Below are 13,405 nucleotides of genomic sequence, written 5' to 3'. Positions count from 1 at the left end.
CCGCCGGGTCAGGACGCGGACGCGCGGTCCGGGATCCCTCCCTGGGCCGCGCGCAGCCGGTCCAGCAGGCCACGCAGCTGCTCGAGCTCGGCCGGGTCGAGCGCCTGCCCCACGTACTCCGCGATGGTGCGCACGTGCGCCAGACCCGTCTCGCGCTGGCGCCGGGTACCGTCGGCGGTGAGCCGGACCAGCGTGCCGCGGGCGTCGTCGCGAGGCACCGAGCGCTCGACCAGGCCGCGCGCCTCGAGTCGCTCGACCATCCGGGACAGGGACGACTGGGCGATGAGCATCCCCTCGTTGAGGTCGCGCAGCCGCAGCTCGCCGCCCGGCGCGCGCGACAGCGTGAACAGCACGTCGTACTCGCGCATCGACAGGTCGCGCCAGATGTCGTCCGCCTGGAACCGCCGCATCAGGGTGACCTGTGCGCGGAACAGGGACTCCCACGCCTCGGCGGCGAGGCGGACGTCGGGCGCGGGGCGGGTCTCGGGCGGGGTCACCGTGGCAGTGTGCCGCAGGCCTCCGACGGGCGCCCGGCGACGTCCCCGTCCGGCCGGCTCAGCGGCCGAGGCGCCGCTCCCGGCGCGAGAAGTCCCGCAGGGCGCGCAGGAAGTCGACGCGGCGGAAGTCGGGCCAGTACGCCTCGCAGAAGTACAGCTCGGAGTGCGCGCTCTGCCACATGAGGAAGCCGCCCACGCGCAGCTCGCCCGACGTGCGGATCACGAGCTCCGGGTCCGGCTGGCCCTTGGTGTAGAGGTGGGCGGCGATGTCGTCGACGTCGATCCGCTCCGCGAGCTCGGCGAGCGTCGCCCCGTGCGCCGCCTCCTGCGTGAGGTAGGACCGGACGGCGTCGGCGATCTCGTGCCGGCCGCCGTACCCGATCGCGACGTTCACCTGCAGCCCCTGGACGTCCGCGGTGCCGTCCGCGGCGGCCCGCACCGCGTCGGCGAGCTCCGTCGGCAGCAGGTCGAGCCGGCCCATGACGCGCAGCCGCCAGCGCCGCGACTCCGCGAGGTCCTGGACGGCGTCGCGGATGATGTCGAGCAGGTCGGTGAGCTCGCCGGCGGGGCGGGCCAGGTTGTCGGTGGACAGCATCCAGAGCGTGACGACCTCGACGCCCAGCTCCTCGGCCCAGCCCAGGAACTCCGTGATCTTGTCCGCGCCGCGCCGGTGCCCCGTCGCCGCCGTCTCGCCGAACGACCGCGCCCACCGGCGGTTCCCGTCGAGGATGACGCCCACGTGCCGGGGCGTCTGCGCCGTCGGCAGCGAGGCGGCCAGGCGCCGCTCGTACAGGCCGTAGAGCAGGTGGGGCATGCGCACGCGAGACCTCGGGGGATCGGGCCGCGCCGCGCCGGCGCACGAGACGCGCGGGCATCCGGCGGGCGGGCGGGACGAGCGGGACGGACGAAGAGCGGGACAACGGTACCGCTCCGCCGGACCCGCAGGTCGCGCGCCCGCGCGGCGGTCGGCGACGGCCCGCAACCCCCACCCACGATCTTCACAGCGCGCGGTCGACCCGCCCCGCCCGCGTCGCCTACGCTGGCGTAACCTACGGATGCGTAGGTTAGTCGTGGACGAGGAGAACACCGTGGCAGCTGCCGCCCAGCCGAACGGCCACCGCGCCGACCGCGTGCCCGACCCCGCCGACGTGGCCCGCGGCGCGAAGGGCGCCGTCGGCGACGCCGTCCAGACGGTCACGGAGGCCGCCGCGACGGGAGCGGCGAAGCTCAAGCCCTTCCTGCGCGGCTGGATCCACGCGGTGACCACCCCGCTGGCCCTGGCGGCCTCGATCGTGCTGGTCGTGCTGGCCGACACCACCGCCGACAAGGTCGCCTGCGCCGTCTTCGGCGTCACCGCGGTGATGTTGTTCGGCACCAGCGCCGTCTACCACCGCGGCACGTGGTCCCCGCGCACCGCGGCCGTGCTGCGTCGGCTCGACCACGCGAACATCTTCCTCATCATCGCGGGCACGTACACGCCCCTGGCCGTGATGCTGCTCCCGCGCAGCACCGCGACCGTGCTGCTCGCCGTCGTCTGGGGCGGCGCGATCCTCGGCCTGGTGGCGCGGGTGTTGTGGATGAGCGCCCCCCGCTGGGTCTACGTGCCCGTGTACGTGGCGCTCGGCTGCGTCGCCGTGGGGTACATCCCGCAGTTCGCGGCGGCGGGCGGCGCCGCCGTCGCGTGGCTCGTCGCCTCCGGCGGCGTCGCCTACATCGTCGGCGCCGTCGTCTACGGCACCAAGTTCCCCGACCCGTCGCCGCGCTGGTTCGGCTTCCACGAGATCTTCCACGCGCTCACCGTCGTCGGCTTCACGTGCCACACCGTCGCCATCTACCTGGCGGCGCTCTGACCCCGCCGGGCGCCCGCCGCAGGGCCCCGCGTCAGGTGCGGGGCACCACCACGTAGCGGCGGTTCGCCAGCGACGGGTTCTGCCGGCGCACCTGCGCCAGCGGCTCCGGGTCGAGGTCCACGGTGCGCACCTGCGGCGTCTCGTCGAGCTCGAGCCCGACGACGCCGTCCGGCCCCGCCAGCAGCGACCGGCCCACCAGGCCCGGCCCCGCCATCCCGACGCCGATCACCACGGCCGTGTTCTCGATCGCCCGCGCCCGCAGCAGGGTGCGCCAGTGGTCCGCCTTGAGCGGTCCGTCGACCCACGCCGCCGGCACCACGATGACGTCCGCGCCCGCGTCCACGAGGCGGCGCGCCGACTCCGGGAACCGCAGGTCGTAGCAGGTCACGACGCCGAACGTCAGGTCGCCCAGCCGAATCACGAGCGGCGGCACGCCCGCCGGCCCCGGCTCGAGCCGGTCGGACTCGCGGGTACCGAAGGCGTCGTACAGGTGCACCTTGCGGTACGCGCCGACCAGGGCCCCGGTGGCGTCGACCGCGACGACGGTGTTGAAGGCCCGCGTCGGAGCCTCGGGGGCCGACCCCACCGCGGGCGTCGTCCCCGTGATCGCGGGCACGGAGCCCGTCACGGCGGGGAACGCGCCCGTCACCGCCGGGAACGCGCCGCTGACGGCGGGGAACGCCCCGGTCACCGCCGGGTGCTGCCCGGTGCGCGCCTCGGGCGCGCCGTACGCGGGCAGGGTGGTGCCCGCCACCACCGCGATGCGGTACCGGGCCGCGTGCTGGCGCAGCGCCGCCACGAACGGGCCGTCGAGCGGCTCGGCGTGCTCGACGCCGACGCCGTGCGGGTCGTAGCCCGAGGCGTACTCGGGCAGCACCAGCAGGTCCGCACCCACGCGGCCGGCGGCGAGGAACGCCTCCGCCACCGCCTCCCGGTTGGCGTCGTGGTCCGCGGTGATCGCGAGCTGCGCGACCGTGACGCGTACCGACGCGCTCATCGGCCGCCCTGGCCGTCCGCCTCGCCCTCGGGGCCCGCGTCGGGCGATCCGTCGTCGGGCGAGCCGTCGCCGGGCGAGCCGTCGCCGGGCGCCGCGACCGTCCCGCCGGAGGTGCCGCCGGGCTCGTCCGCCCGGCGGAAGCCGACGCGCTTGGGCTCCTCGATCGGCAGGCCTCGCTCCTCGGCGTTGTGCTGCGCGCGGCGCAGGTGCCGGGTCAGCGACAGGAACAGCAGCACGCACGCCAGCGCGACCGCGAAGGTCGCGACGAAGCCGGCGAGGCCGGGCGTCACCTGCAGCTCGTCCGGGCCCTGCGTGGGGCTCGGCGACGGGCTCGGCGCGGTGGTCACCAGCACCAGGAGGGCGCTCACCGGGCCTCCCCCCGCAGGCCGGCGAACAGGTCGTCCTCGGGCTGCGTCGTCGGCACGCGCGAGTCCGCGAGCTCGTACTCCTCGGTGGGCCAGACGTCGGCCTCGAGGTCGCGCGGCACCGCGAAGAAGAACCCGTCCGGGTCGATCTGCGAGGCGTGCGCCACGAGGGCGGCGTCGCGCTGCGCGAAGTAGTCGGCCACCGGGATGCTCGCTGTCGCGGTGCGCTCCGGGATCTCCCGCGCGGCGCGCGACTCGATCCAGTCGCCGAACGGCGACTCCAGGCCGGCGCCCTGCATGGCCTCGTGCACGGCGCGCATCCGCTCCATCGAGAAGCCGTGGTTGTAGTAGAGCTTGCTCGGCTCCCAGGGCTCCGCGCCGCCGTCGACGACGTAGCGCGAGGGGTCGCCCGCCGCGTGGTACGCCTCGAACGCGACCTCGTGGCACTTGATGTGGTCCGGGTGCGGGTAGCCGCCCGACGGGTCGTAGGTGGTCATGACGTGCGGGCGGAACTCGCGCACCAGCTCGACCAGCGGCGCCGCCGCCTCCTCGAGCGGGACGAGGCCGAACGAGCCCTCCGGCAGGGGCGGCAGCGGGTCGCCCTCGGGCAGGCCGGAGTCGACGAAGCCGAGCCACGTCTGGCGGACGCCGAGCGCCTCGGCCGCGGCCGCCATCTCGAGGCGGCGGACGGCGCGGCGGCCCTCGATCGTCTCGAACTCGTGGCCGGCGGGCACCTCGAAGCTGGGGTTGAGCACGTCGCCCCGCTCGCCCCCCGTGCAGGTGACGACCAGGACCTCCACCCCCTCGGCGGCGTACCGCGCGGTGGTGGCGGCGCCCTTGCTCGACTCGTCGTCCGGGTGCGCGTGCACCGCCATCAGACGCAGGGGCGCGGGCCGCCCGGTGGGCGGCACGGAGGTGGCGGAGGACAAGGTCCCTCCCGGGGTGACGGGTCGGCTTCGGGGTTCAGGGACAATGGTGCACCATGAGCGAGCCCGTCAGCCCCACGCCCCCCGCCGACCGGTACGGCACGCGCCCGGAGCGCCGCGGCCTGGGGACCGGGGCCAAGGTGGCGATCGCCGCCGCGCTCGCCGCCGGGGTCGGGCTCGCGGCCTGGTTCTCGATCGAGCAGAACCGGCGCGACCCGGTCGACGTGGACGTCGTGAGCTTCACCGTGCCGAGCCCCGAGCAGGTGGACGTCACGTTCCAGGTGCACATGCCGCCGGGCACGACGGCGACCTGCGAGGTGGAGGCGCTGGCCCCGAGCTACGCCCAGGTGGGCACGATGCAGGTGCCCGTCGGCCCCAGCGAGACGCAGACCACGACCTACACGGTGACGGTGCGCACCTCGGAGGAGGCGACCAGCGCCGTCGTGGAGTCGTGCGACGTCGCCGACCGCTCCTGACGCGCCGCGACCGGGATCACGCTGTTCGCCCTGGGCGCAGACCTGGGTTCTGGGGCTCGCGCGGGCTATCCTGAGGGATTCACACGCACAGTCCTGCCCAGCCGACGCGCGTGCCGACGCTCGTCGGTCGCCCGCGCACGGCCGAAACAGGCCAACGAGCACCACGAAAGGAGAGCCCTCGTGACCGAGAGCACCGTCACCTGGCTCACCCAGGAGGCTCACGACCGGCTGCAGGCCGAGCTGGAGCACCTCTCCGGCCCCGCCCGCACCGAGATCGCCGAGCGCATCGCCGCCGCCCGCGACGAGGGCGACCTCAAGGAGAACGGCGGATACCACGCGGCCCGTGAGGAGCAGGCGAAGAACGAGGCCCGCATCCGCGAGCTGACCGAGAAGCTGCGCCACGTCCAGATCGGCACCCCGGCGGACGACGGTGTCGTCGAGGCCGGCATGGTCGTGACGGCGGTCGTGGCAGGGGACGAGATGACGTTCCTGCTGGGCTCCCGCGAGATCGCCGGCACGACCGACCTCGACGTGTACTCGCCGACGTCGCCGCTCGGTGCCGCGATCGACGGCCACAAGATCGGCGAGAAGGTGGCCTACACCGCGCCGAACGGCCGGGAGATCCCCGTCGAGATCCTCAAGGCCACGCCCTTCGCGGGCTGACCTCCCCGGGCTCGCCCGGACCAGACGCATGCCGTGGGCGTGCCCGTGCTGACGGGCACGCCCACGGTCGTCTCCGGGCCCAGCGGCGGCGCCCCGGCAGGATGTCTCACCATCCGAGACGGATGACCCTCCGTAGAACAGTCGATGATCCGTCGATGGCCATCCGGACCTTTCGCTGCGCTCCCAACGATCGACGACCCTCGACGCGGCGACCCTCCGTCGAGGAACGGTCATGGCGGAGGTGAACTTTCCCCCGCGATACGTCTATGGTCGACAGCGGTATGGACACGACGGACACCGCAACGACCAACCACCCGACCGACGACAGCTCGACCGACGCCGCCCCTGACCGCGCGGCGTCGTCCCCGCCCACGGCCCCGCTGGAGGGGCTGACGGTGCGACCGCCGACGACGGCGGACGGCGCCGCGATGTGGCGGCTGGCCCACGACTCGGGCTCGCTCGACCTCAACTCCTCCTACGCCTACCTGCTCCTCGCGGACCACTTCGCCGCGACGTGCCGCCTCGCCCTCCTCGGCGACGCCGCCGGCGAGGAGCCGGTCGGCTTCCTCTCCGCCTACCGGCTGCCCGCCGACCCCGCCACGCTCTTCGTGTGGCAGGTCGCCGTCGACCCGCGGGCCCGCGGCCGGCGCGTGGCAGGACGGCTGCTCGACGCCGTCGTCGACGAGGTGACGCGCGACGGCGGGCCCGCCGTCGCGCGGATCCACACCACCGTGACGACGGACAACGCGTCGTCGCGGCGCGTCTTCGCACGCTGGGCCGCCGAGCGCGGCGCGACGCTGCGCGAGACCACCGGCTACGCGGCCGCCGACTTCCCCGACGGGCACGAGGGCGAGCCGCTCCTCGTGATCGAGGGCTTCAGCCCCACCCGCTGACCCCGGTCGCCGGCCCCCATGGCCGGCGACCAGACCCCGGGCTGCGCCGGTTCGGCGCGCAGGTGACGACGCAGCCCCTCCACGACCCGATTCGCACCGGCGCGCACCACCTCAAGGAGTGTCCTTCGTGACAACCCCGACCGTCCCCACCACCGAGGCGTCCGCCGCCGACGACCCGACGGGCTTCACCGCCCTCGAGTCGGAGGTCCGCAGCTACTCGCGCTCCTGGCCCGTCGTGTTCGACCGGGCCGTCGGAGCGACGGTGTACGCCGAGGACGGCACCGAGTACCTCGACTTCTTCGCCGGAGCGGGCACCCTCAACTACGGGCACAACGACCCGCGGCTGAAGCAGGTGCTGGTCGACTACCTCACCGACGACCGCATGGTGCACACGCTCGACATGTTCACGGCGGCGCGCCGGGAGTTCCTCGAGACGTTCAGCGAGACGATCCTGCGGCCGCGCGGCCTGGACCACAAGGTCGTGTTCCCCGGTCCCGGGGGCGCGAACGCGGTCGAGGCGGCGCTGAAGCTGGCCCGCAAGGTGACCGGGCGCGAGTCGGTCATCAACTTCACGAACGCGTTCCACGGCATGACGCTCGGCGCCCTGTCCGTGACGGGCAACTCGATGAAGCGCGGCGGCGCGGGCATCCCCCTGGTGCACGCCACGCCGATGCCCTACGACGACTACTTCGACGGCGACGTGCCGGACTTCATGTACCTCGAGCGGCTGCTCGAGGACAGCGGCTCGGGTCTCAACACGCCCGCCGCCGTCATCGTCGAGACGGTGCAGGGCGAGGGCGGCATCAATGCCGCGCGGGCCGAGTGGCTGCGCGGCCTGGCCGACCTGTGCCAGCGCCACGACATCCTGCTGATCCTCGACGACATCCAGATGGGCTGCGGCCGCACCGGCAAGTTCTTCTCCTTCGAGGAGGCCGGCATCGTGCCCGACATCGTCTGCCTGTCGAAGTCGATCTCCGGCTACGGCCTGCCCATGGCCCTCACCCTGGTGCGCCCGGAGCTGGACATCTGGGAGCCGGGCGAGCACAACGGCACGTTCCGCGGGTTCGCGCCCGCGTTCGCGACGGCCGCCGAGGCCATCCGCCTCTACTGGTCCGACGACGAGCTGGAGCGCTCCACGACCGACAAGGGCGCGCTCGTCGAGGCGCACTTCAACTCCCTCGTCGCCCGGTACGGCGACGACGTCCTCGTCGCCAAGGGCCGCGGCCTGGCCCGCGGCCTGCAGACCCCCGACGGCGAGACCGCGAGCCGCATCTGCGACGAGGCGTTCTCGCGCGGGCTGCTCATGGAGACCTCCGGCCCCGACGGCGAGGTCGTCAAGCTGCTGCCGCCGCTGACGATCACCTACGACGAGCTGCAGCGCGGCCTGCGCATCATCAGCGACTCCGTCGCCGCCGTCCTGCCCGCACCGACGGTCTGATCGGCCGGCCCCACCCGAACCACCGCACCCGAACCACCGGAGGTATTACCCATGCTCGTGCGCACGCTCGACGAGATCACCGACACCGACGCCGACGTCAAGAGCGAGAACTGGCGCTCGAAGCGGATCGTCCTGGCGAAGGAGGGGGTAGGCTTCTCCGTGCACGAGACCACCCTGTACGCCGGCACCGAGAGCTTCTTCTGGTACGCCAACCACATCGAGGCCGTCTTCATCACGTCCGGCGAGGGCGAGATCGAGGACCTCGGCACCGGCGAGGTCCACCAGCTGAAGCCGGGCTCGCTGTACCTGCTGAACGACCACGACAAGCACAAGGTGCGCCCGCGCACCGACATCACGTGCGTGTGCGTGTTCAACCCGCCGGTCACGGGCCGCGAGGTGCACGACGAGAACGGCGTCTACCCGCTCGTCACCGAGCCGGAGACCGCCGCCGTCTGACCCTGCCCCCGCCGCCGTCTGACCCGGCACCCCCGCCCGGATCGTTGTGAGCGGGCGTTTGGCCCTGTTTCGTCGTCGAAACAGGGCCAAACGCCCGCTCACAACGATCCGGGCGGGGTCAGACGCCGCCGAGGGCGGCGAGTCGGCCGCGGAGCAGGCGGCGGTCGCCCTCCCGGTCGACCTGGTCGAGGGCGCGGCGCAGCTCGCGCACCGCCTCCGCCGGCCGGCCGGCACGGACCAGCAGGTCGGCGCGGAGCGCGGGCCGCAGGTGGTACCCCTCGAGCTCGGGGGCGTCGTCCAGCTCGGCCAGCGCCGCCAGCGCGGCCTCCGGGCCGCGGACCTGGGCCACCGCGACGACGCGGTTCAGCGCGACGACGGGCGTCGGGACCATGCCCAGCAGCACGTCGTAGAGGGCGAGCACCTCGCCCCAGTCCGTCTCCCCCGCCGACTGGGCCCGGCAGTGCAGCGCCGCGACGGCGGCCTGCACCTGGTACGGCCCGGGGCGGCCCGCCGCCAGGGCGTCGTCGAGCACGGCGAGCCCCTCGTCGATCTCGTCGCGGCGCCACCGGGAGCGGTCCTGCTCCGCGAGGGTGCGCGCGACGCCGTCGCGCCCGGTGCGCGCGTCGCGGCGCGCGTGCTGCAGCAGGAGGAGGGCGAGCAGGCCGCGGGCCTCGGGCTCGTCCGGCAGGAGGCGGGCGGCGAGCCGCGCCAGGCGCACCGCGTCGCCCGCGAGCGCCCGCCGCTCCGCGCAGCCCTCGACCTCCTCCGCGGGCTCGGCCCAGGCGTCGTAGCCCTCGGTGAACAGCACGTACAGGACGGCGAGCACCGCGGACGTGCGCTCGGCGAGCTGGCCGGGCGGCGGCACCCGGAACGCGATCCCCGTGGCGCGGATGCGGCGCTTGGTGCGCACCAGCCGCTGCGACATCGTCGCCTCGGGGACGAGGAACGCGCGCGCCACCTGCGCCGTCGTCATGCCGGTCAGCGAGCGCAGCGTGAGGGCCACGCGCCCCTCGGCGGGCAGCGCCGGGTGGCAGCAGGTGAAAAGCAGCCGCAGCAGGTCGCCGTCGGGGTCGTCGACGTCCCAGCCCTCGTCGTCCAGGCCGCGCTCGACCTCGTCGTGCACGGCGTCCTGGGCGCTCCCGTCGGCCGCCCCGACGGCCGTGCCGGACGTCGCGACGCGGCGCTCCTCCAGGCGCGCCGCCGCCGCCGTCCTGTCCCGCTCGACCCCGCGACGGCGCAGCACGTCCAGCGCGTGCCGCCGCGCCGTCGTCGTGAGCCACGCGCCGGGCCGGTCCGGCACGCCGTCGCGCGACCAGGTCCGCAGCGCCGTCGCGAACGCCTCCTGCGCGGACTCCTCCGCGAGGTCGAGGTCGCCGGTGGCGCGCGCCACCGCGCCGAGGACGCGCCCCCACTCGCTGCGGAACGCGTCCTCGACGGCGGCGGGCGTGCTCACGCGGGCTCGACGCCGTCGGTCGGCCAGAACGGGTGCACCTCGACGGTGCCGCCGCCCCACGACCCCGGGTGCTCGGCGGCGATCGCGAGCGCCGCGTCGAGGTCGGGCGCCTCGATGATGTCGAACCCGCCGATGACGTCCTTCGTCTCGGTGAACGGCCCGTCCGTCACCAGGGGCCGGCCGTCGGACACCCGCACGCGCCGCACGTCGGCGGCGGGGCGCAGCCGCTCCCCCAGGACGCGGGAGCCGTCGGCGTCGTGCCGGCGCACCCAGTCCTCGATGGCGTCGTCCGGGCCGCGGTCCGGCACGTCGGGCTCGATCACCAGCATGAGGTACCGCATCACGCGCCCCCGTCCGTCGCGCCACCGACCTCGAGGTCGAGCGGCCAGAACGGCCGCAGCTCGATGGCGCCGCCGTGGGCCACCGGGTGCTCGGAGGCGATGGCGATCGCCGTGTCCAGGTCGGGGGCGTCGATGACGTCGAAGCCGCCGATCGCCTCCTTGGTCTCCGAGAACGGGCCGTCGGTGACCAGCGTGCGGCCGCCGCGCACCCGCACCCCGACCGCGTCGGCGGGCGGGCGCAGCCGGTCGCCGAGCACGGCCACGCCGCTCCCGTAGTACTTCTCCACCCACCCCTCGATGGGCGGGGCGCCCGCCTCGTCCTCGGGACGCAGCTCCGTGTCCTCGGGCGTGGACAGCACCAGCATCAGATAGCGCACGACGGTCTCCTCGGGTCGGTCCTCATCCGGCACGGCCCCGTCGGCCGTGTCATGAGGACGACGAACGAGGGACCCCCGGACCGACACCTTTCCCGAAAGTCGGTGCCGGCGCCCTCCGCCGCGCCGCCCGGACAGGCCCGCCCGGACACAGCAGGGGCCCGCGGTCAGGCGACCGCGAACCCTGCGGCGCGCAGCCGCTCGACGACCGCCTCGCAGTGCTCGTGCCCCTTGGTCTCGAGCTGCACGTTCACGAGCACCTGCGACACGGTGAGCGACGTGTCGGTGCGGGTGTGCTCCACCTGCCCGATGCTGGCGCCCGCGGCGGCGATGACGTCCAGCAGGCCCGCGAGGGAGCCCGGCTTGTCGTCGATGCACACGCGCAGCTGCAGGTACCGGCCGGCGGCCACGAGGCCGTGCTGGATGACGCGCAGCAGCAGCAGCGGGTCGATGTTGCCGCCGGTGAGGACGGGAACGATCGTGCCGGGCAGGGAGCCCGGCTCGGCGGCGAGGACGGCCGCGACGCCCGCGGCGCCGGACGGCTCGACGATCAGCTTGCCCCGCTCGGCCACGAGCAGCAGCGCGCGCGACATCTCCTCCTCGGAGACGGTCCGCACCTCGACGCCCAGGCGCGCCAGCACCTCGAAGGGCACGTCGCCGGGGGTGCCGATGGCGATGCCGTCCGCCATCGTCGCCCCGAGGGACAGCGGGACCGGCCGGCCGGCGGCGAGCGACTCCGGGTAGGCGGCGGCCGTCTCGGCCTGCACGCCCACGACCTTCACGTGCGGGGCGGCCTCCGCGAGCACGGTCGCGATGCCGGCCACGAGCCCGCCGCCGCCGAGCGGCACGACGACCGTGCCGACGTCGGGCACCTGCTCGAGGATCTCGAGGGCCACCGTGCCCTGCCCGGTCACGACGTCCAGGTGGTCGAACGGGTGGATGAGGGTGCGGCCGGACCGCGCCGCCTCGGCGCGGGCGGCGACGAGCGCCTCGTCGACGCTCTCCCCCACCTGGCGCACCTCGGCGCCGTACCCGCGGGTGGCGGCGAGCTTGGGCACCGACGCGTCCACGGGCATGTAGACGATGGCGTGGATGCCGAGCATCTGGGCCGCGAGCGCCACGCCCTGGGCGTGGTTGCCGGCGCTGGCCGCGACGACGCCGCGCGCCTTCTCCTCGTCCGACATCCGGCTCAGGCGCGTGTACGCGCCGCGGATCTTGAAGGAACCGGCGCGCTGCAGGTTCTCGCACTTGAGGACGACGGGCGCGCCCGCGACCTCGGTCATCGCGCGGAACGCCTGCACCGGGGTGCGGGTGATGACGCCGTCGAGCAGCGCCGCGGCGGTGCGGACGTCGTCGAGGGTCACACGGTCGATCGGGGGGTGCTGTGCCACTTACCTGTTCTCTCCTGCCGGGCCCGCGTCGGGCGAGGCAGGGCCGTCGGGCAGGTCGCTGGTGCCGTCCGACGCGCCGCCCGCGGCCGCCGCGTCCTGCGACGACCCCCGTCCCGACCAGAGCAGGGTACCGGGCAGCTGAGGCCGCCTGCGCAGCAGCGGCACGTGGTCCTCGTGGCCCAGCTCGGGGAACTTGTCGTGCCCGTGCAGATACAGCAGGACCGTGTTGAGCACGGCCGCGAGCGGGACGGCGAACAGGGCGCCGACGATGCCGGCGGCGAGGCTCCCGGCCGCCACCACGAGCACCACGGCCACCGGGTGCAGCGACACCGCGTGGCCCATGAGGAACGGCTGCAGGATGTGGCTCTCGGCCTGCTGCACCAGCAGCACGATGCCGAGCATGACGAGCGCCGCGACCCACCCGTTGGCGACCAGCACGACGGCGGTGGCGATGGCGCCCGTGACGATCGCGCCGATGATCGGCACGAACGAGCCGATGAAGACCAGGATGCCGATCGGCAGCGCGAGCGCCGGGACGAAGAACGCCGAGCCGATGCCGATGCCGACCGCGTCGACGAACGCCACCAGGATCTGGGTGCGCACGTACGCCGACAGGGTGACCAGGCCCCGGCGACCCGCCTGGTGCACGGGCTCGCGGGCCCGCACGGGCAGCAGGTTGACCAGCCAGGTCCAGATGGTGCGTCCGTCGAGCAGGAAGAAGATCGTGCAGAACAGGGCGATCAGCGCGCCCACCAGGACGTGCCCGACCGTGGTCGCGGCGCCGAGCGCCCCGGAGACGAGGCCCGAGCTCTCGACGATCGAGCTCTGCAGCTGCTGCCCGTACTTCGACAGCTGCTCCGCGTCGAGCTGCAGCGGGCCCTCCGCGAGCCACTTCGTGAACTGCTCGAAGCCGGCGACCGCCTGGTCCGCCAGGTCCTGGAACCCCCCGACGATCGACGTCCCCGCCAGCGTGATCAGCGCACCGACCAGCACGATCAGCCCCACGATGGACACCGCGGTCGCGATCCCCTTGCCCAGCCCCCACCGCTGGAGGGCGCGGCGCACCGGCGCGAGCAGGATCGTCACGAGCAGGGCGATGGCGACCGGCACGACGATCGTCTTCAGCGCGGCCAGCAGCCACAGGAAGGCGGCCACCGCCGCGGCGATCAGGAGGAGGCGCCACGACCAGGAGGCCGCGGCACGGATGCTCTGCGGGACGGCGTCCGCGCCGGAGGGGGAGGTACGTTCCGAGCTCACGCGGAAACCCTAGGTGGCATGCGGGAAG

General features: G+C 74.4%; 16 protein-coding genes. 6 read left to right on the top strand and 10 right to left on the bottom strand.

Annotated elements, in window-relative coordinates; genetic code table 11:
• Positions 1–8: 8 nt before the first annotated feature.
• Entirely contained in the window at positions 9–497 is a 489-nt protein-coding gene (locus ACWF41_RS14745) for a MarR family winged helix-turn-helix transcriptional regulator (RefSeq protein WP_380322890.1), read from the bottom strand.
• A gap of 58 nt (positions 498–555) precedes the next feature.
• Positions 556–1,317, bottom strand: coding sequence for an isoprenyl transferase (locus tag ACWF41_RS14740; protein ID WP_380322887.1), 762 nt, complete (start codon positions 1,315–1,317; stop codon positions 556–558).
• A 268-nt stretch (positions 1,318–1,585) separates the two neighbouring features.
• Between ACWF41_RS14740 and trhA the strand changes: the two genes are divergently transcribed.
• Positions 1,586–2,347 carry a PAQR family membrane homeostasis protein TrhA gene (gene trhA / locus ACWF41_RS14735; RefSeq protein WP_380322884.1) on the top strand — a complete coding sequence of 254 codons (762 nt, stop codon included), beginning with the start codon at positions 1,586–1,588 and terminating at the stop codon, positions 2,345–2,347.
• A gap of 31 nt (positions 2,348–2,378) precedes the next feature.
• Here the strand turns inward: trhA and ACWF41_RS14730 are convergent, their stop codons facing one another.
• Genes ACWF41_RS14730 through mca form a run of 3 tightly spaced genes read right to left on the bottom strand, consistent with a single transcriptional unit; the run spans position 2,379 to position 4,584 of the window.
• Positions 2,379–3,344, bottom strand: coding sequence for a nitrilase-related carbon-nitrogen hydrolase (locus ACWF41_RS14730; protein WP_380322881.1), 966 nt, complete (start codon positions 3,342–3,344; stop codon positions 2,379–2,381).
• Positions 3,341–3,712, bottom strand: a complete 372-nt coding sequence (locus ACWF41_RS14725) for a hypothetical protein (protein ID WP_380322878.1) — start codon at positions 3,710–3,712, stop codon at positions 3,341–3,343. Before ACWF41_RS14725 ends, ACWF41_RS14730 begins: the two co-directional genes overlap by 4 nt.
• Positions 3,709–4,584, bottom strand: coding sequence for a mycothiol conjugate amidase Mca (gene mca, locus ACWF41_RS14720; RefSeq protein ID WP_380322917.1), 876 nt, complete (start codon positions 4,582–4,584; stop codon positions 3,709–3,711). The genes ACWF41_RS14725 and mca overlap by 4 nt, the downstream gene beginning before the upstream one ends.
• A gap of 107 nt (positions 4,585–4,691) precedes the next feature.
• Between mca and ACWF41_RS14715 the strand changes: the two genes are divergently transcribed.
• The 5 genes from ACWF41_RS14715 (at position 4,692) to ACWF41_RS14695 (ending at position 8,561) form a co-directional block, all read left to right on the top strand.
• Positions 4,692–5,111 (top strand): DUF4307 domain-containing protein, encoded by a 420-nt coding sequence (locus tag ACWF41_RS14715; RefSeq protein ID WP_380322875.1) that lies wholly within the window; start codon positions 4,692–4,694, stop codon positions 5,109–5,111.
• A gap of 180 nt (positions 5,112–5,291) precedes the next feature.
• Positions 5,292–5,774: a transcription elongation factor GreA gene (gene greA / locus ACWF41_RS14710; protein ID WP_380322872.1), complete on the top strand. Its 483-nt coding sequence runs from the start codon at positions 5,292–5,294 to the stop codon at positions 5,772–5,774.
• 281 nt (positions 5,775–6,055) lie between these two features.
• Positions 6,056–6,667, top strand: coding sequence for a diaminobutyrate acetyltransferase (gene ectA / locus ACWF41_RS14705; RefSeq protein ID WP_380346960.1), 612 nt, complete (start codon positions 6,056–6,058; stop codon positions 6,665–6,667).
• A 127-nt stretch (positions 6,668–6,794) separates the two neighbouring features.
• Complete coding sequence (gene ectB, locus ACWF41_RS14700; RefSeq protein WP_380327098.1) at positions 6,795–8,105, top strand: diaminobutyrate--2-oxoglutarate transaminase; 1,311 nt, start codon at positions 6,795–6,797, stop codon at positions 8,103–8,105.
• 51 nt (positions 8,106–8,156) lie between these two features.
• Entirely contained in the window at positions 8,157–8,561 is a 405-nt protein-coding gene (locus tag ACWF41_RS14695) for an ectoine synthase (RefSeq protein WP_380327095.1), read from the top strand.
• 118 nt (positions 8,562–8,679) lie between these two features.
• On the opposite strand, the gene ACWF41_RS14690 is transcribed toward ACWF41_RS14695, so the two are convergent.
• The 5 genes from ACWF41_RS14690 to ACWF41_RS14670 form a co-directional block, all read right to left on the bottom strand.
• On the bottom strand, positions 8,680–10,014 hold the full coding sequence (locus ACWF41_RS14690) for an RNA polymerase sigma factor (RefSeq protein ID WP_380322368.1): 1,335 nt from the start codon (positions 10,012–10,014) through the stop codon (positions 8,680–8,682).
• Positions 10,011–10,355 carry a YciI family protein gene (locus ACWF41_RS14685; RefSeq protein WP_380322419.1) on the bottom strand — a complete coding sequence of 115 codons (345 nt, stop codon included), beginning with the start codon at positions 10,353–10,355 and terminating at the stop codon, positions 10,011–10,013. The genes ACWF41_RS14690 and ACWF41_RS14685 overlap by 4 nt, the downstream gene beginning before the upstream one ends.
• Positions 10,355–10,732: a YciI family protein gene (locus ACWF41_RS14680; RefSeq protein ID WP_380322371.1), complete on the bottom strand. Its 378-nt coding sequence runs from the start codon at positions 10,730–10,732 to the stop codon at positions 10,355–10,357. The genes ACWF41_RS14685 and ACWF41_RS14680 overlap by 1 nt, the downstream gene beginning before the upstream one ends.
• A 164-nt stretch (positions 10,733–10,896) precedes the next feature.
• Positions 10,897–12,120: a threonine ammonia-lyase gene (gene ilvA, locus ACWF41_RS14675; protein ID WP_380322374.1), complete on the bottom strand. Its 1,224-nt coding sequence runs from the start codon at positions 12,118–12,120 to the stop codon at positions 10,897–10,899.
• Positions 12,121–13,377 (bottom strand): AI-2E family transporter, encoded by a 1,257-nt coding sequence (locus tag ACWF41_RS14670; RefSeq protein WP_380322377.1) that lies wholly within the window; start codon positions 13,375–13,377, stop codon positions 12,121–12,123.
• Between the last annotated feature and the right edge of the window lie 28 nt (positions 13,378–13,405).

It is taken from the genome of Isoptericola sp. NPDC055063, assembly GCF_053608125.1.
The sequence above is the reverse complement of the archived record's forward strand: the minus strand, read 5'-3'. Positions and strand labels throughout refer to the sequence as shown.